This window comes from Geomonas paludis (assembly GCF_014193585.1).
GTDB lineage: Bacteria > Desulfobacterota > Desulfuromonadia > Geobacterales > Geobacteraceae > Geomonas > Geomonas paludis.
The window spans coordinates 91,962-117,083 of record NZ_BLXY01000003.1 but is presented as its reverse complement, the minus strand read 5'-3'; the positions used below and the strand labels follow the sequence as shown (position 1 = coordinate 117,083).

The following is a 25,122-nucleotide window of genomic DNA, read 5'->3' as shown; positions in this document are numbered from 1 at the left end:
AGACAGTCGCCATAGGTAGTATTAAGACCAGTCGACTGTAGTGAATACACTGTTATTTGGGGAGGAATGATGAAAAAGAGTACCCTGTCGCTCTTCGTTGCGACCTTGATTCTCGTCGCTTCCACGGCCTTTGCTGCCAAGATGGCGACCGTTGACATCCCGGAAAAGCCGGAGATGTACGCGACCGCACCGGCTGCGCTCACCCCGCAGCAATGTGCCCAGTGCCACACCGGCGCGTTCAACGGGCTCAAGACCGCCGGCGGCAAGCACCGCTTCGACTGCCAGGCCTGCCACACCGTGATCCACGCCTACAACCCGAAGAAGGCCAACTACGACGAAGTGATGCCGAAGTGCGCCTCCTGCCACACCGATATCCACGGGCCGGCCAACAAGGATTGCGCGAGCTGCCACAACAACCCGCACACCCCGCGTAAAGTCGCCATGACCCAGCGCCTGGCCACCACCTGCGCTACCTGCCATGCCGAGGAGAAGGCCGAACTGGTCAAGTTCCCGAGCAAGCACACCAACGTCTCCTGCGACCGTTGCCACACTTCGCACGGCTTCAAGCCGTCCTGCTTCATGTGCCACAAGCCGCACTTCAAGGATCAGCCGATCGAGGCCTGCGCCAAGTGCCACTCGGTACACAAGCCCAAGCAGGTGACCTACCAGGGCACCGACTGGAACCAGACCTGCGCTTCCTGCCACAGCAAGGTGGCGGCGAAACTGTTCAACTCCAAGGCACGTCACTCCAAGGTTGCCTGCGCTTCCTGCCACAAGGCGAAGCACGGTTACATCCCGCAGTGCACCGAGTGCCACAAGGCTCCGCATCCGGCGTCGATCCTGACCCGCTTCCCGAACTGCCTGGGCTGCCACCTCGACGTCCACGACCTGCCCAGCATGAAGTAAGCGCACCACCTGCAGTAATCATTTGCACCGAAAAGGCCCCGGGAGAAATCCCGGGGCCTTTTCTTTTGGGGGAGGAGGGGACTGGCTCCGCCAGGTGCCTGTCCCCTTGGTGCTGGTGGAAGGTGGCTGAGCCGAAGGAGCGTTCCGCTAGAGGGACAGGCACCTGACGGAGCCAGTCCCTTCTGCCGCGCACCCTTGGTCGCCTCCCCCTCCCGCAAGGGGAGGGGGTTAGGGGGTGGGACAGGGCGCCGCTGTAAAGATCTCTTGCATCCCTTCCCGCAGACAAAGTAAACTGCCGGAAGTTTGCCGCGGCAATTCCCACGGCGGATCGCGGATTTGGCTGGCAAAATGGTGACCTTGGTCACAAAACTAAACCGGCCTCTCCTGTATCCTAGCCCCTGTCGTGCTTACCGGGCGGCAGCGTCAGCCCCCTCCACTCCGACTGCTCACCAAGAACATCAACCGCAGTCCTAACTGAAAATCTGTGGCAGCACAGATCTTAAAAGGAAGCTCGTGCGCGTTATTCTCCTGATACTCCTGTTGTTCCCGCTTGTGTCCCCCATCAAAGCCCGGGCCATGGTTGATCCCGCCTCTTCGGAGACCATATCCACCGCCAACCTGGATCTCCTGTTGGAGCGCGCCATGTCCGAAAACCTCATTGCCGGCGGAGTGGTCGTGGTCGGCAACCACGAGGGGATCATCGCCACCGCCGCCCGCGGCCAGGTCAGCGGCAGCGCCGGGGCGCCGGCCATCACGGACCGGACCCTGTTCGACGTCGCCTCGCTCACCAAGGTCATCGCCACCACCCCGGCGGTGATCAAACTCCTCGACGAAGGACGCATCTCCCTTACCGACACGCTCTCACGCTGGTATCCCGAGCTTGCCGGCACCGACAAGGGGAACATCACCATCCTGCACCTGATGACCCATACCTCCGGCCTTTCCGATGTCATGGTGGGGCAGGGGGGCTCGATAGAGGGACTGGTGCGCAAGATCGCGACACAACGCTTCCGCGGCGCCGGCACCGGCTTCGAGTACGCCGACATCAACTTCATCCTGCTCGGGGAACTGGTGCACCGGGTCACCGGGGAGAGGCTGGACAAGTTCTGCCGTGAACAGATCTACGAGCCGCTGGGGACCCGCGAGACCTCCTTCCTCCCGTCCCGGGACGGCAACGAAATCGCCCCCACCTCCGGCACCCAGGGGGGCGTGGTGCAGGACGAGAACGCGCGGCGCCTGGGAGGCGTTGCAGGCCATGCCGGGCTGTTCAGCTCCGCCTACGACCTGGCGCGCTATGCCCGGCTCATCCTCGGGCGCGGCACCCTCGACGGCACCCGCATCCTCTCCGAGCAGGCGGTGACCCAGATGACCACCCCCTACGCCTGTAACAACGGCAGGATCAAGCGCGCCCTGGGCTGGGACGTGGCATCGCCGTTCTCTGCGCCCAAAGGGAGCTACTTCTCGGAAGCCTCCTTCGGCCATACCGGCTACAGCGGATCCTCGATCTGGATCGACCCTCAGCAGGACATGTTCGTCATCATGCTGACCAGGCGGGTCGACTACCGCAACGTGCATAACTTCAACCAGCTGCGCAGGAACGTCTCCACCTACGCCGCCGCGGACCTCAAGGGGATTGCCGGCGAGTTGCCGCCGCCGGCCGAGGAGCAAAGGATCAAGGCGCAGGTCATCACTGCTGCGGCGACCCAGATCGGCGGGCGCAGCGTGCAACGATTCGCCTCGCTGAAGCTTCGTCATGACCGTCACGCGGCCAAGTGCTCGGTCAAGCCCGGCCGCCGTACGCTGCAGGCCCGTGCCGGGCACCGCGGCGCCAAGATAACCAAGGTGGCCAAAAACGATGCCGGAAAGCTCCGTTCCGCCGCCAAAAAGCATCGTTCCCTGTCCAGAAGCTAACTTCACTATCCGGTCATTTTTCACTGTCTCAAAGATGTTGCCTGCTGTCGGTTTCTGTGATAGCATGCTGCAACATTAGCTCATCCAAATCTATGTTGGGGGCGCAGTGATGCTTGATGGGGATCTCGGACTCGACCTTGGTATGCTCTGCTGTTGTTGTGATTGCCGCACCTTTTTTCTGCCCGACACAACCGGACTCACTGACAGCCAGGTAGCCAGCATTGAGAAATTGTGCAAGCTCTGCATCGAGAGCAACAAGCGGTATGTCGTCAACAGCTAAATCCTTCACCCCGGGCAGGGGGCCGCATGTCGGCCTCCTGTTCCTGCTTTGCCTGCTTCTGCTGACCTCTGTCTCCTACGCCGATACCCTGTTCCAGCGCTCCTCGACGCAGCTTGAAGAGAAAGCCCGTCACACCCAGGCCGACGATTACTGCTTCGTGGTCATGGGGGACAGCCGATCCAACGACGCCGTCTTCAAGAAGGCGCTGCGTACCGCCGCCGGTTTCAACCCGCTCTTCATCCTGCACGGCGGGGACTATTCCACCGAGGGTGGGGAGGAGGAGACGGCCAACTTCCTCACCCTGCTTGAGAAAAACGCCCCCGGCATCCCGGTCTTCGTGGTGCTCGGCAACCACGAGAATCCCAAGGTTTTCGAAAAAACCATCGGTCCGCCGCGCTTTACCGCTGCCGTACCCCGCCTCGGGTTGAAGGTGGTGGCCCTGGACAACTCGCAGAACAGGCTCCACTCCACGGATCTCGATTACCTCAAGCGCGAACTGGCATCCGCCCCCGGCGCCACCTTCGTGGCCATGCACGTCCCCCCCGAAACCAAGCGCTGGCGCGGCCATACCTTCACCAAGGGGGCCGCCGAGCTGGAGCAGATGGTAGCCGCGGCGCCCACCGTGCGCGGCCTCTTCTTCGCCCACTCCCATCTCTACGATGCCAGCGTCTTCGGTGGCGTGCCCGCCTTCATTTCCGGCGGCGCCGGCGCCCCCCTGGTCTGGATGAGCCGTCACGGCGAAAGGGTCAACCACATCCTCGTGGTCAGGGTCAGGAAGGGGCAGGCGAGTTTCCAGATGGTGCAACTCAAGTGACTACCGTTCACCGCGATACAGTGCCGGCGGCGGCGCGGGAGGGGGAGGACTTCCTGCTGGCGGAGTGTTACCGGGAAGCCCTGCGCCTGCTGCGGGAAAATTCGACTCCGGCCGGCGTGCTCGCCTCGGCGCGCAACCCCAAGTCGTCCGGTCGCAACTACGACTCCATCTTCGGCCGCGACGCCGCCATCTGCGCGCTCGGCATGGCCCTTTCCGGCGATGCGGAGCTGCTTCAGTCGGCCGAGGCCGGTCTGCTCACCCTGGCGCGGCACCAGGCCCGCAACGGCCAGATCCCGAAGTTCGTCAAGCCGGAGTTGGCCGAGGTCGACTTCTGGTACGCAGGCTGCGTTGACGCGACCATCTGGTGGCTGATAGCCGTCCACTTCGTAGACCGGGTGGCGCCGCACCTCGACCTGGCAACGCGGCTCTCCGCCAACGTGGTGCGCGCGCTGAACTGGCTGGAATGCCAGGAACACCAGGGATGGTTCCTGCTGCAGCAAAACGACTGTTCCGACTGGGCCGACATCATGCCCAGAAGCGGCTTCGTTCTCTACAGCAACGCCATCTGGTACTGGGCCAAGCGGCTCTATGATCTTCCCACGGCCACAGAGACCCAGCGCTTTGCCCGGCTTCTCTTCAACCCCTTCGACAACGCGGTGCCGGACCAGAAGCGGGTTCGGCTCATGCGCCACTACGTCCGTAACAGCTGCCGCCCGGAACCTTTCCTGTTGAGCTACGTCAACTTCTCCTTCTGGGGGGAGGAGATCGACATCTTCGGCAACATCCTCGCCTACCTTACCGGCCTTGGGACCGCTTCCGAGGCCTGCAAGATGGTGGCGGGCGTCACGGCGCTCAGCGCCAACGACCCGCACCCGGTGCGCGTGGTGGGTATCCCAATCGAGGTCGGCTCGCCGCGCTGGCGGCCGTACATGCAGCGTCACCGGCAGAACCTTCCCTGGCAGTACCACAACGGCGGGGCCTGGCCCTTCGTGGGGGGCTTCTGGGTCATCCTGCTGGCGATGCTTGGCGAGCGCACCCTGGCCCGCGCCGAGCTGGCAAAAATGGCGCTCAGCTGCAAGGTTAACGGCTGGGAGTTCAACGAGTGGTTTCAAGGACAGACGGGCGAGCCGATGGGGATGCCCAGGCAGTCCTGGAACGCCGCCATGTATCTGCTTGCCTTCCGCGTCCTCGCCGACAATACCAGGATCTTCCCCCAAGGCTGAGGCTCTGACACTCTGTCGCCGGCGGCAGTAATCAGCTGTCGAAGCTGCCATTACGTGCTGGCGCCGGCGCTGGGCGAATGGTTATTCGCCCCTACAGAGGGTGCACGCTCGCTGATCTGTGCCTCCCGGTCACCCGTTTTTTCCTCTCTATCTGGCACTCTTCTTCTCTCAGCAGGACGACAACTGACTGTTCCTTGAAATTACATGCATTTTTCGGCTCTCAACAGGTGACATTTGGCAGCTTGATGATTATTATTGTGCTCATGCCATTCAAGGAGGATCACATCATGAAACGCCTGACGTTACTTTTGCTGTCGCTGTTCACCCTTGCCGCACTTTCCGGCTGCGGCTATAACACCATGCAGGCGAAAGAAGAGGCCGTCTTCGCCGCCTGGGGCGATGTAGAGGCTTCCTACCAGCGCCGCGCCGACCTGGTGCCCAACCTGGTCGAGGTCGTCAAAGGGTACGCCAAGCACGAGGCCGATACCCTGAAGGCGGTCACCGAGGCCCGCGCCAAGGTGGGCTCCATGCAGGTTTCCAAGGACGCCGTCAACGATCCCAAGACCATGCAGAACTTCCAGGCGGCCCAGTCCCAGTTGAGCGGTGCGCTGTCCCGCCTCATGGTCGTGGTCGAGCGCTACCCGGACCTGAAGGCCAACCAGAACTTCATGGACCTGCAGAACCAGCTGGAGGGGACCGAGAACCGGATCAACGTGGCGCGCGTGCGCTACAACCAGGCGGTGCAGGATTTCAACACCACCATCAGGACCTTCCCGAACTCGCTCACCAACTCCATGATGCTGCACCTGCAGCGCAAGGAGCCGTTCAAGGCGGAAGAGGGGGCCAAGGTGGCGCCCAAGATCAAGTTCTGAAAAACAGATTAAGACTAAGATAGAGATTAAGTCCAAGACTTAGGTCGTCGTAGTTTCTGTGTCTTTCTCTTTATCTCAATCTTAATCTCAATCTTAATCTGCCTTTGAGGCGCCCATGAAAAAGCTGTTTTTGCTCCTCATATTCTTGCTGACGGTCCAGGTCTGCGCGGCGGCGGAGGTGCCGCCGCTGCGCAGCCACGTGAACGACTACGCCTCGATGCTTTCGCCGCAAATGGCGCAGCAGCTGGAATCGGAGCTGACCGCCTTCGAGGCTAGCGACTCGACCCAGATCGTGATCCTCACCATCCCGAGCCTGGAGGGTGAGGTGCTGGAGCAGTATTCCATCAAGGTGGTGGAGAAGTGGCAGCTGGGGCAGAAGGGGAAGGACAACGGCGCGCTGCTGCTGGTGGTCAAAAACGACCGCAAGATCCGTATCGAAGTCGGGCGGGGGCTGGAAGGGAAGCTGACCGACCTCATGTCCGGACGCATCATCCGCAACGAGATCACCCCCGCCTTCAAGCGCGGTGAGTTCGACATCGGCATTTCCCGCGGCGTGGACGCCATCATGGCGACGGTGCGCGGCGAGTACCAGGCGCAGGCCACCGACCTGCGCCATGGCAAGAAGGGGGCGCCACCGATACTGACGCTGCTTCTCTTCGTCCTGGTCGCCTCGGTCTTCCTGGGTGGCATCTCGCGCTTCCTGGGCGGGGTTGCCGGAGCCATCGGCCTCCCCGTTGCCGCCTTTATCTCCTTCTCCGGGGTCTCGCTGCTCCTGCTGGGAGCGCTGGCGGTGGTCGGCTTCCTGGCCGGCCTCTTCATCGCCTTCCTCTTCTCCTCGGGAGGGCGCGGCGGCTTCATGGGAGGCCCCCCCTTCTTCGGCGGCTACGGCGGGGGTGGCGGCTTCGGCGGTTTTGGCGGCGGGGGCGGAGGCGGCTTCTCCGGCGGTGGGGGCGACTTCGGCGGCGGCGGCGCTTCGGGAGACTGGTAAATGGACCTTTCGCACAATTCCATAGCTGACGATTTCTTCAGCCAGGCCGACAAGGAGGCCATCAAGCAGGCGGTGGCCCGCGCCGAGGCGCGCTCCAGCGGCGAGATCGCCACCATGGTGGTCTCCGAGAGCGACCGTTATCGCGAGGCCGAGGCGCTGGGGGCGCTGCTCCTCTCGGGATTCGTCGGGGTGGTGGTCGCCGTGCTTTTGCACCACGTCACCATCTGGACCTACATCCCCGTCGTCGTCCTGCTCTATTATCCGGTACTCCTCTTTTTGCGCCGCTTCCCGCGCCTGAAGCTCTCCTTCGTGGGACCCAGGCGGCTGGCCGAGGCGGTCAGCGAACGGGCGCTGGTCGCCTTCTACCAGCAGGGGCTGTACCGGACCCGCATGGAGACCGGGATACTGATCTTCATCTCCCTTTTGGAACGCAAGGTCTGGATCGTGGGCGACCGTGGCATCAATGAGAAGATTCCGCCGGGGTACTGGAAGACTCTTGCCGAGCGGCTCGCCCAGGGCCTGCGCGAGGGGCGCGGTGCGCAGGCGGTCTGCGAGGTGGTTGAGGCCTGCGGCAACGAGCTGCAGCGCCATTTCCCGCGCCGCGATGACGATCGCAACGAGCTCTCCGACGAGATGATCATTTCCTGATCATCTTTTCGCCGGTCCTGCCGATAAAGTCATTGACTTTCAACCTGTTCCGCTCACATTATTGTGCTTCGCGCATCGTCGCCGCACCTGCTCGCTACAGCGTCGGCGGCTGCTATTTACCCGAAGAACGAGCAGCAACCGCGGCTGGCAGCACCGTCCGCAGGAGAAGGATCGCATGACCGCAGATATTAAACCGATTGCCGCACCGCAAGCCACCCGCAAACCCCTTGGCGAGATCTTCGTCGAGCGCGGCCTGTTGACCCGGGCCTCCGTCGACCGCCTGATCGCCCACGCCAAGAGCAAGAACATCCGCCTGGGCGAACTGCTCGAGGTGATCGGCCTGGTCACCCCGGAGGAACTCGCCGAGGCGCTCGCCATACAGTACCGGGTCCGGAAGATCGTCGATTTCGCCAAGTACAGCTATCCCGCCAACGTGCTCAAGCTGATCCCGATGGAGATGGCGGTAAAGCACAGCATCTTCCCGCTCAAGCTCGACGACGGCCGCCTGGGACTGGCCGTGGCCGACCCGACCACCGACGACCTTTTTGCCTCCATCGCGGCCCAGCACAACGTGAAGCTGGTGCTCTACGTCTCCACGCGCCTCGAGATCAACCGGGCCATAGCGCGCCACTACCTCGGGCAGACCATCGCCGGCCCCGCCAGCAAGTCGATCCTGCTGGTCGAGGACGATCAACTCTCCCGCGAGATGGTGGCCAAGATCCTCACCCGCCAGGGGTACGCCGTGGAGACCGCCATAGACGGCATGGACGCCTTCAGCAAGATCTTCACCCTGAAGCCCAAGCTGGTGATCACCGACAAGGTCATGCCCAAACTGGGGGGGTACGAGTTCCTGTTCGCCATCAAGAACATCCCCGAGTTCCGCTACATGCCCGTGATCCTGATGACTGCCGCGGCCACTCCCGACGAGGAGAAGGAGGCCCTGGAAAAGGGGTTCTTCGATTTCGTACTGAAGCCGGTCAAGGAGATCGGCCTCCTCACCAGGGTCAAGCGCGCTTTCGCCAGCAGGGAAGCCCTCTACGGCAAGACCGCCTGAAACTTTCAAACACCGGGGCGGGCGGCCGTTGCCACCACCGTAGGGGCGAATAACCATTCGCCCAGCGCCGATGCCGTCATTTCCTCCCTCCGCGCCCGCGACACCGTTTTTCCCTAATGAAGCCAGTGGTCCTTGCCGAAAAGAAATCCAACCCAGCACCATCCCTCATCGATGCTGCACCCGCCGCGCCGGCTCGTCTCGCAGGGCCGCCCGCTGGCAGTAGGAGAGCAGATGCCGCACCTCACACAAACCATCCCCGGAAGTTCCTGCAGCCGGCGCCTGTCCCCGGGCTTTGCCGCCGTGGCGGCGCCCGGGGGATTCCACTGGCAGGGCGACTGGCTGCAATTGGCCGTGGTAGTGGCCCTCTTCGCGCTTTTTGCCTTGGTACTGGGCAAAGCTCTCCAGGTGAAGGCCCGCAAGCAGGCCCAGGTCGAGGAGGAACTGCGGCGGGCCAAGGAAGAGCTCGAACAGAGGGTAGCCGAGAGAACCGAGGAACTGCACCAGGCCAACGAGCAGTTGAAACAGGAACTCGTGGAACGGGAGCGGGTCGAGGAGGAACTGCGGCAGGGGCGCAACATGCTGGCGCAGATCATCGACACCATCCCGCAGTTCGTCTTCTGGAAGGACCGAAACAGCGTCTACGAGGGATGCAACATGGTCTTCGCACGGGGGGCCGGCCTGGACCGGACCGAGCTGATCCGCGGCAAGAGCGACTACGACCTGCCCTGGCTGCAGGAAGAGAGCGACGCCTACCGGGCCGATGACCGTAGCGTCATGGACAGCAACACCCCGAAATACCACATCATCGAACAGCAGCTCCAGGCCAGCGGTGACCGTCACTGGGTCGACACCACCAAGGTTCCCCTCTGCGACGACAGCGGCGCCGTGGTGGGCGTCCTCGGCGTGTACGAGAACATAACCGAGAGAAAGAGGGTCGAGGAGGCGCGCGACCGCGCCCTGGCCATGTTGGAATCGCTGCTGGCCTCGTCGCCTACCGGCATCCTGGTCTACGACGGCGAGACCGGCGCCTGCGTCAAGGCGAACCACTCCATCGCAGGCATGGTCGGCGGTACCGTGGAAGGGCTGCTGAGCCAGAACTTCAGGAGCATCGCCTCCTTCAAGGAAACCGGCATCTACGAACTGGGTGAGCGGGTGCTGGCTGACGGCCAGACCCGCAACATGGAGGTGGCCATCTCTACCTCTTTCGGCAGGGATCTCCAGGTTGAGGTGTTCCTGTCCCGCTTTGACGTCGAGGGGACCCACCACCTGATGTTCATCTCGGTCGACATGACCGAGCGAAAACGGCTCGAGGAGGAGAAACGCCAGATCGAGGCCCAGATGCTGCACGTGCAGAAGCTGGAAAGCCTGGGCGTGCTGGCGGGCGGCATCGCGCACGACTTCAACAACATCCTCATGGTGGTGCTCGGCAACGCCGACCTCGCCTTGCTTCGGGTCCCTCCCGACTCCCCTGCCACCGAGAACCTGGTCCAGATCGAGCAGGCCGCCACCCGGGCGGCTGACCTGGCGCGCCAGATGCTCGCCTACTCCGGCAGGGGCAACTTCGTCATCGAAAAGCTCGACCTGAACCGGCTCGTGCAGGACATGGGCTCCATGCTCGAGGTCTCCATCTCCAAAAAGGCGCTGCTGCGCTACAACTTCGCCCCGGACCTGCCGGCCATCAGCGGGGACGCGACCCAGCTGCGCCAGGTGATCCTCAACCTGGTCATCAACGCCTCGGAGGCGATGGACGAGGGGACCGGTCTCATTTCCATCAGCACCAGGAGCATGCAGTGCGACCGCTCCTATCTCTCGGAATCCTGGATCGACGACCGGCTCCCGGAAGGGTGCTACGTGGTACTCGAGGTCTCCGACACCGGCTGCGGCATCGATCGCGACATCATCCCCAAGATTTTCGACCCCTTCTTCACCACCAAGTTCACCGGGCGAGGGCTGGGCATGGCCGCGGTTCTCGGTATCGTGCGGGCGCACAAGGGGGCCATCAAGGTCTACAGCGAGAAAGGGAAGGGGAGCAGCTTCAGACTGCTGCTCCCCTGCAGCGCCGGCGCGGCCGACTGCCCCGAGCCTCCTCAGTCGCAGGAGCTGTGGCACGGCAGCGGCACCGTCCTGCTCGCCGATGACGAGGAAAGCATCCGGGTGCTCGGCAGCGACATGCTCCGTTCCCTGGGGTTCGACGTCATGCTGGCCAGCGACGGCCGCGAAGCGGTGGAACTGTTCAAGGCGGGGATGGATGACATCGTCTGCGTCCTGCTCGACCTGACCATGCCCAACCTGGATGGCGAGCAGACCTTCCGGGAGCTGCGCGCCCTGAAACCCGACGTCAAGGTGATCATGTCCAGCGGTTACAACGAGCAGGAGGTGAGCCTGAAGCTGGCCGGTGCGGGACTCTCCGGGTTCATCCAGAAGCCGTACAAGGTGCTGGAGATGAGCAGGAAGCTGTCCGAGGTGCTGGGGGGGCAAGATTAAGACTGAGATTGAGATTAAGAGTAAGCAGATGGCGAAAAAAGAGGGGCGCTCTTGCAGGGCGCCCCTCTTTTAATTCTCGTGCAGCGGATTTAGCGGATGTAGCCGTTGCTGTAGGTCGCGACCTTGAGCGGCTTGGCCTCCTTGAAGAAGACCCGGATCACATCACCCTTACGGGAGTAGCGGGGCTCCCCCTTGCAGTCGGCGAAGACGTTGGAGAGTTTGGCTCCCGCGTCGGTCACGTCGATGAAGCGGATGGCGCCGGTGCCCGTGGTTTCGCCGGTGTCGGTCAGTACCAGCACGGCGTCGGACTGGCTCTGCTGGAATACCCGGACCAGTTCGGGGACCGGTTTGGCGACAGACTCGTCCACCTCTTCGTGGATGAGCTTGTCGTTCAACAGGTACTGGATCCTCTTGTAGTTCGTCTTGGTGCCGTCGTCCATGATGAGGTTGCCGTTGCGGTCATAAGCGACGATGGAGATCTTGCCGTAGCGGGTGTCGAGATCCTGGGCGAGAACGACGGTGGAAGCTACCAAAACGAGCAGTAAGGCCGCCACGGGGGCGAAAAGTCTTTTCGTCATCTGAGTCCTCCTTGTGCATGCAAAGCGTTGCCATAGCATATTCCACACGGGTTTTCCCATGTTGGTGTAGGAACATATAAATTAAAATTGTAGGTGTGTAAATTACAAAAACTAATTAACATGCGGAAAAGTATTGATTTTGTGAGCCTAAACACAAAAAAGCCGGGAGGTCGCGGAACCTCCCGGCTTTTTTCATGTGATTGAAGTGGCGCTATTTACCGCCGGCGACCATCAGTTCGCTGACCAGCCTGGTGAAGCGCAGCGGGTCCTTGATCGGTGAACCTTCGGTCAGGAGGGCCTGGTCGAAGAGGAGCTCGCTGTAGTCGGCGAGCTTCGGGTTGGTCTTGTCCTTCTCGAACATGGCCGTCATGACCTGCATGATCTGGTGCTCCGGGTTGAGCTCGAGGATGCGCTTTCCTTCCGGTACTTCCTGGTTCATCGCCTTCAGGATCTTCTCCATGTTGGCGTTGAGTCCCATTTCGTCGGCCACGAGGCAGCAGGCGCTCTCGGTCAGACGGGAAGATAACCGCACTTCCTTTACGCGGTCCTTCAGGGTTTCCTGGATGTACTCCATGACGCCGCCGAACTCCTTCTTGGCCTCCTCCTTCTTGGCTTCCTTCTCCTTCTTTTCCTCCTCGGTGTCGAGCTCCAGGTCGCCCCTGTCGATCGCCTTCAGGTGCTTCTCCTGGTATTCGTGGATCGCCTGCACCACCCACTCGTCGACCGGGTCGGTCATGTAGAGGACCTCGTAGTCCTTCTTGCGCAGCGCCTCCATGTAGGGGGAGTTCTCAACCGACTCGCGCGACATGCCGGTGATGAAGTAGATCTCCTTTTGCCCCTCGGGCATGCGCTCGACGTACTCCTTGAGGGAGACGAACTTCCCTTTCTCGGTCTTGGAGCTCTCGAACAGGAGCAGGTCCTGCAACTTCTCCTTGTTGGCGTAGTCGAAGTGGATCCCTTCCTTCAGGACCGGACCGAACTCGCCGTAGAACTTCAGGTAGTCGTCGAGGTTCTTCTCCTTCATCTCGGCGAGGGTGGAGAGGACCTTGCCCACCAGCGACTTCTGGATGCGCTTGATCTGCACGTCTTCCTGCAGGATCTCGCGGGAGACGTTGAGCGGCAGGTCGGAGGAGTCCACCACCCCCTTGATGAAGCGCAGGTAGTCCGGCAAGAGCGCCTCGCAGTTGTCGGTGATGTAGACCCGCTTCACGTAGAGGTGCACGCCCTTTTTGTGGTCGCGCAGGAACAGGTCGAACGGCTTGTGGGACGGGATGTAGACGATGGCCTTGAACTCGCTGACCCCTTCCGCGGAGTAGTGGATGGTGGAAAGCGGCTTGTCGTAGTCGTGCGAGATGTGCTTGTAGAACTCCTCGTACTCCTCTTCGGTGATCTCGCTCTTGGGGCGGGTCCAGATCGCCTTCATCGAGTTCAGGGTCTCCTCGGTGGTCTTGTCGATGGTGCCGCCGCCCTCGATCACCTTACCCTCGGCGTCCTTGACCGGCTCGGAGCGGGTGATGTCCATCACGATGGGGTACTGCACGTAGTCGGAGTACTTCTTGACGATGGAGCGGATCTTCCACTCGTCGAGGAATTCCTTCATGTCGTCTTTGAGATGCAGCACGATCTCGGTGCCGCGGGTCTCCTTCTCGCACTCCTCGATGGAGTAGGAGCCGTCGCCGGTGGACTCCCAGCGGCAGCCGTACTGCTTTTCGCCCGCCCGGCGCGTGGTGAGCACCACCTTGTCCGCCACCATGAACGAGGCGTAGAAGCCGACGCCGAACTGGCCGATCAGCTCCGGGTTGTCGGCGAGGTTCTGTTCCTTCAGGGCGGCCACGAAGTTCTTGGTGCCCGACTTGGCGATGGTGCCGATATTGTCGGCCACCTCGTCCATGCTCATGCCGATGCCGTTGTCGGTGATGGTGAGGGTGCCCGCTTCCTTGTCTGCGTGCAGCTTGATCTTCCAGTCGGCGTTCCCTTCCAGCAGTTCCATGTTGGAGTGGGATTCGAACTTTATCTTGTCAATGGCGTCAGACGCGTTGGAGATGAGCTCCCGGAGGAAGATTTCCTTGTTGGAATAGAGGGAGTGGATCACCAGGTCCAAAAGCTGCTGGACCTCGGTCTCGAACTTCTTGACGGTTTTAGCCATGTCTGGGTGGTCTCCTTTGGTCTTAGGGAATGGTCGAGGGAACATAATCACTGGAGGGGAGGATTTCAAGGGGGAAGGAAGAAAAAGACTAAAAGCGCTACCACAGAGGTCACGGAGGTCCGCAGAGGGCACAGAGAAAGGACTAAAAGGTTTAAAACCTTTGTGTATTTCTCTGTGACCGCTTTGGCTTTTCCTTTGTGTACTCTGTGATCCGTTTTTGGGTTACGCCTTACAATTTCAAGTACTGCTTCAGAATCGCGGGGTGCAGGTGCTCCTTCATGACCTCCCAGGCCTCGCGCAGGGCCTCGGCGTCGTGCAGGGCGTGGTGGGGCGGGAACTCGTCGTAGGCCTCGGCGTGGGCCTTCTGCAACAGCTCGAACAGACCGGGGAAGCTCTCGCTGTAGTAGTGGATCGGGGCGGGGTAGAGGTTCTTGGGGAAGGCATCGTGCAGCAGGTCCACCATGAGCACCCAGTCGAACCCGGGCGCGTCGCACACCACCCTTACCGGCACGGCCAGCGACGTGATCCACTCGGCCAGCCTGCGCCTGGCGTAGCTGCGCTCCTGGAAAAAGTCGCCGCCGGTCAGCTGCGGCAGCACGTGGGCGGTCACGAATGCGGAACACACCTCGGGGCTCCAGCCGTTGGCGAGCTCGGCGTAGAAACTCTCCCCGCTCTCCGACACCAGCGCAATGCTGATCAGCTGCGGATAGTCGAAATCGGTGAACTCGGTGTCCAGGAAGAGGAGCAGCGGCTCGCCGGCCGCGAGTTCGGCGGACAACGGGGCCGGCTTTGCCTTCTGCGGCTGGCGCTTTTTGCCGTGGGCCGGGCAGAGCGTCTTGGCGAAGCCGTGGCCCAGCTGCAGCGATCCCGGCGCCCCGCACTCGGAACAGATGGCGGTCGCCTTGTGCTCGATGTCCTTGGCCAGCTCCTGGACGATCGACGAGCGGGACCCGATCCTCACGAAGAGGCCGCCGAGCCTCTCCTCGGCCTTGAAATGGCCGATCCTGGGCATGGCCAGGTGCTCCATGGCCTCGATGGCGGTGCAGAGGTCCCACACCAGCGGATACCAGCCGGGGCCGCAGCGCACGCTGCCCGAGGGAGGGGTGAGGTAACGCGGGAAACGCGAGACCAGCTTTTCCAGCGCGATGTGCCCCTCCGGCTTTACCCACTTTTCCCAGGAGAGGAACATCTTCTCGGTGGTCCGCTTGAAACGGACGATGAGGTCCACCACCCTCAATGCGAAGGCGAAGTAGCGCTCTCTTAATCTGATCAGGAGCTCGGGTGTTTTCATTAGCACATGATTCTACCAGACTCCCCCTTCCTTGACACCCTTTCATCGTTATGTTACTAAGGTCGGGCCAAAACTCGTTTCCCCGCAAGGGGATAGCCTACCTAACACCTCGCACGCCATAAAAAGGAGCCTCATGTACTGCCCCGATTTCGCGACGTTCCAGACCCTGTCCGCACAAGGCAACCTGATCCCGGTCTACCGGGAGATCCTGGCCGACCTGGATACCCCGGTGGGGGCCTTCAAGAAGATCGACGACGGCCGCTTCGGATTCCTGCTGGAGAGTATCGAGGGGGGCGAGAAATGGGGGCGCTACACCTTCCTGGGCTCTTCGCCGGCGGTGGTCATCCGCGGCAAGGACAACTGGGTCGAGATCGTGGAGGGGGGCGAGGTGCGCCGCATCGAGGTGTCCGACCCCTTGAACTACGTCCGGGACTACATGGCGCGCTACCAGCCGGTCGAGGTGGCCGGCATCCCGAGGTTCTTCGGCGGCGCGGTCGGCTACCTCGGCTACGACGCGGTGCGCCACTTCGAAAGCCTGCCGGACCAGAACCCGAGCCTCATCAACACTTTCGACGCCTACTTCATCATCACCGATACCATCGTCATCTTCGACAGCCTGAGCCAGAAGATCAAGGTGGTCTCCAACGCGCACCTGGACGGCAGCACCACCCCCGAGGCCGCCTACGCCGAGGCGGTGGGCAAGATCGAGGGGCTGATCGAGCGCCTCAAGAAGCCGCTGCCGGCGATGGAGAAGAAGCCTGCCCAGGGGAAGGTCGAGCTCACCTCCAACGTGAAGCGCGAGGAGTTCGAGTCCTGGGTGACCCGCGCCAAGGAGTACGTCCGTAGCGGCGACATCATCCAGGTGGTGCTCTCCCAGCGCTTCTCCGGCGATCTCACCGTGGACCCCTTCGACATCTACCGCGTGCTGCGGACGCTGAACCCGTCCCCGTACATGTTCTTCCTGCGCCTGGACGAGACCATGGTGGTGGGCGCATCCCCCGAGGTCATGGTGCGCAAGGAAGGGGAACTGGTCGAACTGCGCCCCATCGCCGGCACCCGCCCGCGCGGGGCGACTCCCGCCGCCGACGAGGAGCTGGCCCAGGACCTCCTGGCCGACCCCAAGGAGCGCGCCGAGCACGTCATGCTGGTGGACCTGGGGAGAAACGATCTCGGGCGCGTCTGCGAGATCGGCAGCGTCAAGGTTTCCGAGCTGATGGTGATCGAGCGCTACTCGCACGTGATGCACATCGTTTCCAACGTGCAGGGGGAACTGGCGCCCGGGCACGACGCCTTCGACGTGGTGCGCGCCACCTTCCCGGCGGGGACCCTTTCCGGGGCTCCCAAGGTGAGGGCCATGGAGATCATCGACGAACTGGAAGGGGTGCGGCGCGAGGTCTACGGCGGCGCGGTCGGGTACTTCTCCTTCTCGGGCAACATGGACATGGCCATCGCCATCAGGACCCTGGTGATCAAGGACGGCAAGGTGCACCTCCAGGCCGGCGCCGGCATCGTGGCCGACTCCAATCCTGCCGCCGAGTACGTGGAGACCGTCAACAAGGCCAAGGCCGTAGTGAAGGCCATCGAGATGGCCGAGCGCGGGCTGGACTGAGAGTAGGAGGGACTGGCTCCGTCAGGTGCCTGTCCCTTTGCGGAACGCCCCTTTCAACTCACAGTCCCCTCCCTCCGCATTCGATAAAGGGCGCCCGGTTTCCGGTGCGCCCTTTTTTTCTGCCCTGAACCCTTCCAGCCCAATTTCCGCACCGCGTTGCTTAGTCTTTGGGGGCTTTCGTCCACGTCTTGCTACTACCTGCTGTCATAGGGCAGGCTCAGCGAAAAACAGATTCACATGTTGTCGAATTATAATCTCAAAAAGAATAGTCGGTTGCAGACTAATGGCAAATTTATTGTAAAATTCTTTCGATCAATTGTTTGGTTCCAGCCTTGTTTATTTGGACGCCGTCGCTGTGAGATTTACTGAAATGCTGTGAGAGCTCTTCAGACAGAAGATGCGGGAGTGATGAGTATGGCCTCGCTTAGCCCAATCAAGAAGATCCTTGTTGTGGAGGATGACGACGCCCACGCGGAGTTGATCCGGCGGGGGTTCAGCGACCTGTCCGGCCAGTACGAGCTGACCGTCGCCGCCACAGTGAAGGAGGCGTTAGACCGCATCCGCAGCAGGAATTACGACATCGTGCTCACCGACTACCTCCTTCCCGACGGCAAAGGTGGCGACCTGGTGGCGCAGTCGGCGGACATAGCGCCGGTAGTGATGATGACCTCGCACGGCAGCGAGCAGGTCGCGGTCGAGGTGATGAAGTCCGGAGCCATCGACTACGTGGTGAAGATGCCCGAGGTCTTCGACGCCATGCCGCGCATCGTGGAACGCGCCCTGCGGGAGTGGGACCACATGCTCGAGCACAAGCGGGCGGAGGAGGCGCTCAAGCTGCAAAGCCACCGCCTCGAACACGAGGTGGCCGAGCGCCAGTTGGCCCAGGAGGCGCTGCAGGAGCAGGCGCTGCTGCTGAAAAAGGAGATCGCGGAACGGAAGCTGGCCCAGGAGACCCTGCGGCTCAGCGAGGAAAAGTTCCACAAGGCCTTCGACAGCGCGCCGCTCATCATGGTGATCACCGACCTCGAGGAGGGGGCCTTCCTCGACGTGAACCGCAAGTTCGTGGAGCTCTCCGGCTTCAGCCGTGACGAGGTGCTGGGACGGACCTCCACTTCCCTGGGCTGGATCAGCCCTCTCGACCGCAAGGCCCTGATCGACAAGCTGGACCAGGAGGGACAGGTCGCCGGGACCGTGGTGACCCTGCATGCCAAGGACGGCAGGACCCTGAAGGGGGAGTACTACTGCCAACGGATCACCGTGGACGGGTGCGAGCGCCTGCTGGCCATCGCCCTGGACATCACCGAGAGGATGAAGCTGGAGGAGCAGCTGCGCCACTCGCAGAAACTGGAGGCGGTGGGGGTGCTGGCCGGCGGCGTGGCCCACGACTTCAACAACATACTCACCGTCATCGGCGGTTACTGTGAACTGCTCAAACTGGACCTGCCCCAGGACAACCCAGCACGCGACAAGGTGATGCAGATCTCGGCGGCGGCGGACCGGGCCGCCAACCTGACCCGCAGCCTGCTCGCCTTCAGCCGCAAAGGCGAGGTGAAGGCCGCCCCTGCCAACCTCAACGACATCGTCAAGGGGGTGGAGAAGTTCCTGCAGCGGATCATCGGAGAGGACATCGCTCTCACCACCTCGCTGGCAGAAGGGGCGCTCTGGGCCGTGGTGGACAGCGGGCAGATCGAGCAGGTGCTGATGAACCTGGCGGCCAATGCCCGCGACGCCATGCCCAAGGGAGGGCGGCTCTTCGTGGAGACCGAGCGCCACGACATCGACGCCGCCTTCGTGCACGCCCACGGTTTCGGCATCCCCGGACAGTACGCCCTGCTTACCATTTCCGACACCGGGCAGGGGATGGACGAGGCCACCCGCAAGAAGATCTTCGATCCCTTCTTCACCACCAAGGTGGTCGGCAAGGGGACCGGGCTCGGTCTTGCCATCGTCTACGGCATCATCACCCAGCACAAGGGGTTCGTGAACGTCTACAGCGAGCCGGGTATCGGCAGCACCTTCAGGATTTATCTTCCCGCCATCAACGCCGCAGAACCCGAAAAGAGCGCGCCGACCGCGGAGCCGGACGTGCGCGGCACCGAGACCATCCTGGTCGCCGAGGACGATCTGCATGTCCTCGACCTGGTTTCCTCCATCCTCAAGCAGTACGGTTATTCCATCATCCACGCCGCCAACGGACTGGAGGCGGTGCAGCGGTTCAAGGAAAACACCGGCATCAGGCTGGTGCTGATGGACATCATCATGCCGGTCATGAACGGCAAGGAAGCGGCAGAGACCATCAGGGAATATCAGCCTGATGCGAAGATTCTTTTCACCAGCGGCTACACGGCCGACATCATCCGCAGCCGGAGCGATCTCGAGGAAGGCGCCGAGCTGGTCATGAAACCGGTAAAGCCCATGGTGCTGCTGAAAAAGGTCCGTGAGATGCTGGACCGGCGTGGTGAAGCAGATAAAGATTGAGATAAAGATTAAGGTAGGACAGATCTTTCTCAGTCTTCCTGTTCCTCTTACTCGTACTCTTAATTTTAGTCTTAGTCTTAATCTCAATCTCAGTCTCAATCTTAGTCTTAGTCTTAGTCTTAGTCTTAATCTGCCCCTAAAGAGGTGGCTGGCATGATCACGCAGGTCCACAAGATACGCCGCTTTGCCCTGGTCCTGGTGCTGTTCTGGAGTGCGGGGATCGCATTCTCCTTTTACTGGTTCTACCGGGGCGAGCAACAAACGGTGCTGGCCATCGGCCGCGCCGAGGCGCGCGCCACCTTCGAGAAAGATACCCTGTACCGGCGCTGGGCGACCCGGCATGGCGGGGTCTATGTGCCCGCGTCGGAACAAAGCCCTGCCAACCCGTACCTGCAGCACGTTCCCGAGCGCGACGTCACCACCCCCTCAGGCAAGGCACTGACGCTGGTCAACCCGGCGTACATGACCCGGCAGGTGTTCGAGCTCGCCGACAGCCAGAACAACCTGGTGCGCGGTCACATCACCAGCCTCAACCCCATCCGGCCCGAAAACAAGCCCGACCCGTGGGAGGCCAAGGCGTTGAAACAGTTTGAAACCGGGGTGAAAGAGGTGAGCGAGGTCCAGCAGATGGGAGGCCGCCCTTACATGAGGCTGATGCGCCCCTTCGTGACCGAACCTTCCTGCCTGAAGTGCCACGCGGCACAGGGGTACCGTGTCGGGGACATCAGGGGCGGCGTCAGCGCCTCGGTGCCGCTGGACGTCGATGCGGCGGTGATGGGGGACGTGGTTACCGGCGCGGCGGTGAGCCACGGGTTCATCTGGCTGCTGGGGGTGGGGCTGATCGGCACCGGCGCACGCGTGCTCGGTCGCAGCGCCCGCGCCATCGAGGAGCGCGAGGAGCGCTACCGGACCGTGGCCGACTACACCGAGGGATGGGAGTACTGGCAGGGGCCGGATCGCACCTTCCGGTACGTCTCGCCGTCCTGTCTTGAGCTCTCCGGCTATAGCCGCGAGGAGTTCTATGCTGATCCGGACCTGTTGCACCGCATCGTGCACCCGGATGACCAGCCGTGCTACGAGAACCACGTCCGGGAGTCGTTTTGCGGTACGCCCAAGCCGATCGACTTCCGCATCATCAGAAAAGACGGCGAGATCCGCTGGATCGCCCATATCTGCCGTCTGGTCTACACCGCCAGCGGCGTCGAGAACGGCATCCGGGGCAGCAACCGCGACATCACCGACCGGAAAATGGCCAGCGAGACCCTGCGCGAGCAGGCGGTGCTCCTGGAAAAGGAAGTGCGCGAGCGCATGGAGCGGGAAGCCGAACTGGAGGCGAAGAACGCGGAGCTGGAACGCTTCACCTACACCGTGTCCCACGACTTGAAGAGCCCGCTCATCACCATCAAGGGGTTCGCCGGTGCGGTGCTCAAGGACGTCGAGGGGGGCAACCTGCAGCGCCTGGACGGCGACGTGCGTCGCATCATGGGGGCTGCCGACAAGATGTCGGCCCTTTTGAGCGATCTGCTGGAACTTTCCCGCATCGGCCGCATCGTCAACGCACCCTCCCTGATCGACATGAACCTGCTGGTGAAAGACGTGCTTGCCCAGCTCTCCGGGCCGGTTCAGCAGGCCGGGGTGGAGGTGGTGCTGCAGCCGGGCTTGGGCACCGTATGGGGAGACCAGCCCCGGATAGGCGAGGTGCTGCAGAACCTCGTGGAGAACGCGATCAAGTACAGGGGTGAGCAGCGACAACCGCGCATCGAGATCGGCATGCGTGACGAAGCGGGAGGGGCGGTATTCATCGTGCGCGACAACGGTATCGGGGTGCCCGCACAGTACCACGAAACCATCTTCGGGTTATTCAACCAGTTGGATGCCCGTTCGGAGGGGACCGGTATCGGGCTGGCCCTGGCGCGGCGCATCGTCGAATTTCACGGCGGCAAGCTGTGGGTCGAGTCGGACGGGGCAGGGCAGGGGAGCACCTTCTGCTTCACCCTGAACACCCGCCCTCCAGAACCACTCGAACAGGGATAAAAGGGATAAAAGGGATAAAGGCTGTTTATAGGTTTTACAATCCCTTTTATCCGCCGTTATCCCTGTTAAACGGTTTTGCAGTGAATGTCTTTGTGTACTGATTCAAACAGGGATGAAGGGGATGAAAGGGATAAAGGCCTTTAAACGGTTTGGTTTACCCATCCCTTTAATCCGCTGTTATCCCTGTTAAACGCCTTTGGTAGTTTGATTGGCCTGAAAGGAGCGAACCATGATAGAAGGCGAACCGCTGTGCATCCTGCTGGTTGAGGACAACCCGGACCACGCCGAACTGGCCATCCGCAACCTGACCGATGCCGGGCTGGTCAACCACCTGTTCCACGTCGAGGATGGCGAGGCCGCCCTGGACTACCTCAACAACCGCGGCCGGTTCGCGGACCAAGGCGCCTACCCGCGCCCGCACCTGGTCCTGCTCGACCTGCGCCTGCCCAAGGTGGACGGCATCGAGGTGCTCAAGCAAGTGAAGTCTTCGGAACAGCTGAAGGCCATACCGGTGGTGATCCTGACCACTTCCGCAGCCGAGCGTGATTTGGCCCAGGCCTACAACCATTACGCCAACAGCTACCTCACCAAACCCGTCGACTTCGATTCTTTCAGCAACCTGCTGCGTGACCTCGGCTTCTACTGGCTCGCCTGGAACAGGCGTCCCACAAGCTAGCCTCGGTAAATATTGTTTTAGGGAGGATAAATATTTCCTCCCCGGCCACTGGGGTAACGACGTTTTTGCCCATGGCGGCCTGCTCCTCTCCTCTCTTTTTGTGCTTTTCCTGTCGGATTTTCTTGAGTTTTTGCCGCGAAACCTATATATTTCAGCCTTTCCAATTAACAGCAAACGGGTGGGGTTCGCATCGCTTTTCGCGCCTTCGGCCCGACGCCAGCAGGGTTGCCATCTATGCTCCTGATGATCGACAATTACGACTCCTTTACCTACAACATCGTCCAGTACCTGGGCGAGTTGGGTGAGGAGGTGAAGGTTTTCCGCAACGACAAGATCACCATCGCCGAGATCGAGGCGCTCGCCCCCGATCGCATCGTGGTCTCCCCCGGTCCCTGTTCGCCGGCGGAGGCCGGCATCTCGGTCGAGGTGATCCGGCACTTCGCCGGCAAGATCCCCATCCTCGGCGTTTGCCTCGGCCACCAGTCCATCGGTTACGCCTTCGGCGGCAACATCGTCAAGAGCGCCACGTTGATGCACGGCAAAACCTCGCCGATCCTGCACGACGGCAAGGGACTCTTCGAGGGACTCCCCAACCCCTTCGCCGCGACCCGCTACCACTCCCTCATCGTCGAGCGCGATACGCTGCCGGCCGAGTTGGAGATCACCGCCTGGGTCGCCGAGGGTGAGATCATGGGGATGCGCCACCGCACGCTGCCGATCTGGGGGGTGCAGTTCCACCCCGAGTCCATCCTCACCGAGGGGGGCATGGATCTGCTGCGCAACTTCTTGAAGATGTCCAGGGCGTCCCGGTAGAGAGAAGTCTTCGGTAGTGTGCCCTCTCCCTCTGGGAGAGGGTTAGGGTGAGGGCGGCGGCAGCGGCGCCAAAGTAGCAGAAAACCCCTCACCCGCCCTTCGGGCACCCTCTCCCATAGGGAGAGGGGAAATGCGAGCTTGTCTTTTTGTGTCTTTGAATTCCGTTTGGAAGGAGCTGCTATGATTCGTAGGGCCATTGCACGTGTTGTGGAGCGGGAAAATCTCAGCGAGGCGGAGATGATCGAGGTGATGGACCAGATCATGTCCGGCGGGGCCACCCCGGCCCAGATCGCGTCCTTTATCACCGCGCTCAGGATGAAAGGCGAGACGGTCGACGAGATCACCGGCGCGGCGCGGGTCATGCGGGACCGGGCCCTTCCCATCCGCGTCGGCAAGAGCGTCCTCGGCATCGACCGCGACGACATCAACCTCGACCGCGAGACCATCCTCGACACCTGCGGTACCGGCGGCTCCGGCACCAACTCCTTCAACATCTCCACCACCGTCGCCTTCATTGTTTCCGCCTGCGGCGTCAAGGTCGCCAAGCACGGCAACCGTGCCGTCTCCTCCTCCTGCGGCTCCGCCGACGTTCTGGAAGCGTTGGGCGTGAACCTGGACGTGACGCCGGAAACCGTGGAACGCTGCATCTCCGAGATCGGCATCGGCTTTCTCTTCGCTCCGGCGCTGCACGGCGCCATGAAGCACGCCATCGGCCCCCGCCGCGAGATCGGCGTCCGCACCATCTTCAACATCCTCGGCCCCCTCACCAACCCCGCCAGCGCCGATTGCCAGGTGCTCGGCGTCTATCGCGAGGAACTGGTCGAAAAGCTGGCCCTGGTGCTGAAAAAGCTCGGCTGCCGCCGCGGCTACGTGGTACACGGCTGCGACGGCATGGACGAAGTGACCCTGACCGGTGAGAGCACCATCGGCGAGGTCGGCCCCGACGGCGTCAAGGTCTACAAGATCACGCCGGAGCAGTTCGGCCTGGAGCGCGCACCGCTTGCGGAACTGCACGGCGGCGACGCCCAGGGCAACGCCGTCATCGTCAGGGACATCCTGGCCGGCAAGGACGGCGCCAAGCGCCGCATCGTCCTCCTCAATGCCGCCTTCGCGCTGCTGGCCACCGGCAAGGTAGCCGACGTCCCGGAAGGGATCAGGCTTGCCGCCGAGACCATCGATTCCGGGCGCGGCCTGAAGCAACTGGAGCGGCTGGTGGCGCTCACCAACGAGGTGCAATAGCAGATGACCCAGGTACCCGACGTACTCAGGAAGATAGTCGACTACAAGCAGGGCGAGCTTGAAGAGGCCATGCGGGCAGTCCCGCTCAACGAGATCATGGACCGCCTGGCCGACCTCGAAGACACCCCCCGCGGTTTCCAAAACGCCATCCTCAACGCGCTCGGCTCCGGTTGGACCCCCATCATCGCCGAGGTCAAAAAGGGATCCCCCTCCAAGGGGCTGATCCGCGCCGACTTCGACCCGCTGCAGATCGCCATCACTTACCAGGACAACGGCGCCACCTGTCTCTCGGTCCTCACCGACGAGCACTTTTTTATGGGGCACTTAAGCTACCTGGCGCTGATCCGCGAGCAGGTCTCGCTGCCGCTTTTGCGCAAGGACTTCATCTTCGATCCCTACCAGATCTACCAGGCCCGCGCCGCCGGCGCCGACGCCATCCTCCTCATCGCCGCCATGCTCGACGTGCCGCAGTTGCGCGACTTTCACAGCCTGGCCAAAGAGCTTTCCATGGACGTGCTCCTCGAGGTGCACGACGAGAAGGAACTGGAGATGGCGCTGCAGACCGACTGCAGCCTGATCGGCATCAACAACCGCGACCTGCGCACCTTCCAGGTCGATATCGCGACCTCCGAGCGTCTGGCGGCCCAGATTCCCGCCGGCCGGATCATCGTTGCCGAGAGCGGCATCAACACCCGCGCCGAGATCGTGCGTCTCACCGGGAAAGGCCTGCACGCCTTCCTGATCGGCGAGTCCATGATGCGCGAGCCCGATGTCGGTGCGAAGCTCACCGAGTTGCTGGGGTAAATGGCTGGGGGCAGGGAGTGATCTCGTTGGTCTCGTTCCCAAGGTCCACCTTGGGAACGCAAAGCCTCTCCGAAGCTCCGATTTCCCACGGATGCAACGCTGGAGCTTTGCGCCATATGAGGTTCCCAAGCTGGAGCTTGGGAACCAGGAAAAGATAGCCCGCAACGCGCTGCACGCGACCCAGCGTCCCCCCTTGTCAAAGGGGGGGCAGGGGGGATTTGCTTCTCACCCAAGGTAGACATTTGAATTGAAATGTTCCAACTGACAAAGGAGT

The 25,122-nt window shown here is 62.0% G+C and carries 19 protein-coding genes; 16 read left to right on the top strand and 3 right to left on the bottom strand.

The features are described 5' to 3' along the window. The first annotated feature begins 69 nt into the window (after positions 1 to 69). The 9 genes from H7687_RS10475 to H7687_RS10435 all read left to right on the top strand — a co-directional run bounded on the left by H7687_RS10475 (position 70) and on the right by H7687_RS10435 (position 11,180). Complete coding sequence (locus H7687_RS10475) at positions 70 to 906, top strand: cytochrome c3 family protein (RefSeq protein ID WP_246404786.1); 837 nt, start codon at positions 70 to 72, stop codon at positions 904 to 906. A gap of 513 nt (positions 907 to 1,419) precedes the next feature. Then, entirely contained in the window at positions 1,420 to 2,817 is a 1,398-nt protein-coding gene (locus H7687_RS10470; protein WP_183347023.1) for a serine hydrolase domain-containing protein, read from the top strand. 263 nt (positions 2,818 to 3,080) lie between these two features. Next, positions 3,081 to 3,911, top strand: a complete 831-nt coding sequence (locus H7687_RS10465; protein WP_183347021.1) for a metallophosphoesterase family protein — start codon at positions 3,081 to 3,083, stop codon at positions 3,909 to 3,911. Then, positions 3,908 to 5,134 (top strand): amylo-alpha-1,6-glucosidase, encoded by a 1,227-nt coding sequence (locus tag H7687_RS10460; protein WP_246404783.1) that lies wholly within the window; start codon positions 3,908 to 3,910, stop codon positions 5,132 to 5,134. The genes H7687_RS10465 and H7687_RS10460 overlap by 4 nt, the downstream gene beginning before the upstream one ends. Positions 5,135 to 5,421: 287 nt before the next feature. Then, positions 5,422 to 6,006: a LemA family protein gene (locus tag H7687_RS10455; protein ID WP_183347019.1), complete on the top strand. Its 585-nt coding sequence runs from the start codon at positions 5,422 to 5,424 to the stop codon at positions 6,004 to 6,006. 115 nt (positions 6,007 to 6,121) lie between these two features. Further along, complete coding sequence (locus H7687_RS10450; RefSeq protein ID WP_183347017.1) at positions 6,122 to 6,994, top strand: TPM domain-containing protein; 873 nt, start codon at positions 6,122 to 6,124, stop codon at positions 6,992 to 6,994. Then, the gene (locus tag H7687_RS10445; RefSeq protein ID WP_183347015.1) at positions 6,995 to 7,642 is read left to right on the top strand and encodes a TPM domain-containing protein; all 648 of its coding nucleotides are present in this window, start codon (positions 6,995 to 6,997) and stop codon (positions 7,640 to 7,642) included. Between the two features lie 175 nt (positions 7,643 to 7,817). After that, positions 7,818 to 8,696, top strand: a complete 879-nt coding sequence (locus H7687_RS10440) for a response regulator (protein ID WP_183347013.1) — start codon at positions 7,818 to 7,820, stop codon at positions 8,694 to 8,696. Between the two features lie 231 nt (positions 8,697 to 8,927). Continuing rightward, positions 8,928 to 11,180 carry an ATP-binding protein gene (locus H7687_RS10435; RefSeq protein WP_246404780.1) on the top strand — a complete coding sequence of 751 codons (2,253 nt, stop codon included), beginning with the start codon at positions 8,928 to 8,930 and terminating at the stop codon, positions 11,178 to 11,180. Between the two features lie 89 nt (positions 11,181 to 11,269). Here H7687_RS10435 and H7687_RS10430 read toward each other — a convergent pair whose 3' ends face one another. The 3 genes from H7687_RS10430 to H7687_RS10420 all read right to left on the bottom strand — a co-directional run bounded on the left by H7687_RS10430 (position 11,270) and on the right by H7687_RS10420 (position 15,195). Further along, positions 11,270 to 11,758 (bottom strand): hypothetical protein, encoded by a 489-nt coding sequence (locus tag H7687_RS10430; protein ID WP_183347011.1) that lies wholly within the window; start codon positions 11,756 to 11,758, stop codon positions 11,270 to 11,272. A gap of 211 nt (positions 11,759 to 11,969) precedes the next feature. Continuing rightward, positions 11,970 to 13,904, bottom strand: coding sequence for a molecular chaperone HtpG (gene htpG / locus H7687_RS10425; protein WP_183347010.1), 1,935 nt, complete (start codon positions 13,902 to 13,904; stop codon positions 11,970 to 11,972). A gap of 229 nt (positions 13,905 to 14,133) precedes the next feature. Next, entirely contained in the window at positions 14,134 to 15,195 is a 1,062-nt protein-coding gene (locus H7687_RS10420) for a 3'-5' exonuclease family protein (RefSeq protein ID WP_183347009.1), read from the bottom strand. A 133-nt stretch (positions 15,196 to 15,328) separates the two neighbouring features. Here H7687_RS10420 and trpE point away from each other — a divergent pair, with 133 nt between their 5' ends. The 7 genes from trpE to trpC all read left to right on the top strand — a co-directional run bounded on the left by trpE (position 15,329) and on the right by trpC (position 24,848). Next, complete coding sequence (trpE, locus tag H7687_RS10415; protein ID WP_183347008.1) at positions 15,329 to 16,804, top strand: anthranilate synthase component I; 1,476 nt, start codon at positions 15,329 to 15,331, stop codon at positions 16,802 to 16,804. 414 nt (positions 16,805 to 17,218) lie between these two features. Then, positions 17,219 to 19,282, top strand: coding sequence for a response regulator (locus tag H7687_RS10410; RefSeq protein ID WP_183347007.1), 2,064 nt, complete (start codon positions 17,219 to 17,221; stop codon positions 19,280 to 19,282). Positions 19,283 to 19,435: 153 nt separating this feature from the next. Continuing rightward, complete coding sequence (locus tag H7687_RS10405; RefSeq protein ID WP_183347006.1) at positions 19,436 to 21,316, top strand: ATP-binding protein; 1,881 nt, start codon at positions 19,436 to 19,438, stop codon at positions 21,314 to 21,316. 229 nt (positions 21,317 to 21,545) lie between these two features. Next, the gene (locus H7687_RS10400) at positions 21,546 to 21,992 is read left to right on the top strand and encodes a response regulator (RefSeq protein WP_183347005.1); all 447 of its coding nucleotides are present in this window, start codon (positions 21,546 to 21,548) and stop codon (positions 21,990 to 21,992) included. Between the two features lie 234 nt (positions 21,993 to 22,226). Then, a complete protein-coding gene (locus tag H7687_RS10395) occupies positions 22,227 to 22,805 on the top strand; it encodes an anthranilate synthase component II (protein ID WP_183347004.1) in 579 nt (192 codons plus the stop codon). A gap of 180 nt (positions 22,806 to 22,985) precedes the next feature. Next, positions 22,986 to 24,044, top strand: a complete 1,059-nt coding sequence (gene trpD, locus H7687_RS10390; protein WP_183347003.1) for an anthranilate phosphoribosyltransferase — start codon at positions 22,986 to 22,988, stop codon at positions 24,042 to 24,044. A gap of 3 nt (positions 24,045 to 24,047) precedes the next feature. Next, positions 24,048 to 24,848 (top strand): indole-3-glycerol phosphate synthase TrpC, encoded by an 801-nt coding sequence (trpC, locus tag H7687_RS10385; RefSeq protein WP_183347002.1) that lies wholly within the window; start codon positions 24,048 to 24,050, stop codon positions 24,846 to 24,848. Positions 24,849 to 25,122 lie beyond the last annotated feature (274 nt).

What these genes read in the sequence shown, in the direction of transcription:
- H7687_RS10475 (WP_246404786.1), top strand. Translation starts at nt 70, where the DNA reads ATGAAAAAGAGTACCCTGTCGCTCTTCGTTGCGACCTTGATTCTCGTC.
- H7687_RS10465 (WP_183347021.1), top strand. Translation starts at nt 3,081, where the DNA reads ATGTCGTCAACAGCTAAATCCTTCACCCCGGGCAGGGGGCCGCATGTC.
- H7687_RS10455 (WP_183347019.1), top strand. Translation starts at nt 5,422, where the DNA reads ATGAAACGCCTGACGTTACTTTTGCTGTCGCTGTTCACCCTTGCCGCA.
- H7687_RS10450 (WP_183347017.1), top strand. Translation starts at nt 6,122, where the DNA reads ATGAAAAAGCTGTTTTTGCTCCTCATATTCTTGCTGACGGTCCAGGTC.
- H7687_RS10445 (WP_183347015.1), top strand. Translation starts at nt 6,995, where the DNA reads ATGGACCTTTCGCACAATTCCATAGCTGACGATTTCTTCAGCCAGGCC.
- H7687_RS10440 (WP_183347013.1), top strand. Translation starts at nt 7,818, where the DNA reads ATGACCGCAGATATTAAACCGATTGCCGCACCGCAAGCCACCCGCAAA.
- H7687_RS10435 (WP_246404780.1), top strand. Translation starts at nt 8,928, where the DNA reads ATGCCGCACCTCACACAAACCATCCCCGGAAGTTCCTGCAGCCGGCGC.
- H7687_RS10430 (WP_183347011.1), bottom strand. Translation starts at nt 11,758, where the DNA reads ATGACGAAAAGACTTTTCGCCCCCGTGGCGGCCTTACTGCTCGTTTTG.
- htpG (WP_183347010.1), bottom strand. Translation starts at nt 13,904, where the DNA reads ATGGCTAAAACCGTCAAGAAGTTCGAGACCGAGGTCCAGCAGCTTTTG.
- H7687_RS10420 (WP_183347009.1), bottom strand. Translation starts at nt 15,195, where the DNA reads ATGAAAACACCCGAGCTCCTGATCAGATTAAGAGAGCGCTACTTCGCC.
- trpE (WP_183347008.1), top strand. Translation starts at nt 15,329, where the DNA reads ATGTACTGCCCCGATTTCGCGACGTTCCAGACCCTGTCCGCACAAGGC.
- H7687_RS10410 (WP_183347007.1), top strand. Translation starts at nt 17,219, where the DNA reads ATGGCCTCGCTTAGCCCAATCAAGAAGATCCTTGTTGTGGAGGATGAC.
- H7687_RS10405 (WP_183347006.1), top strand. Translation starts at nt 19,436, where the DNA reads ATGATCACGCAGGTCCACAAGATACGCCGCTTTGCCCTGGTCCTGGTG.
- H7687_RS10400 (WP_183347005.1), top strand. Translation starts at nt 21,546, where the DNA reads ATGATAGAAGGCGAACCGCTGTGCATCCTGCTGGTTGAGGACAACCCG.
- H7687_RS10395 (WP_183347004.1), top strand. Translation starts at nt 22,227, where the DNA reads ATGCTCCTGATGATCGACAATTACGACTCCTTTACCTACAACATCGTC.
- trpD (WP_183347003.1), top strand. Translation starts at nt 22,986, where the DNA reads ATGATTCGTAGGGCCATTGCACGTGTTGTGGAGCGGGAAAATCTCAGC.
- trpC (WP_183347002.1), top strand. Translation starts at nt 24,048, where the DNA reads ATGACCCAGGTACCCGACGTACTCAGGAAGATAGTCGACTACAAGCAG.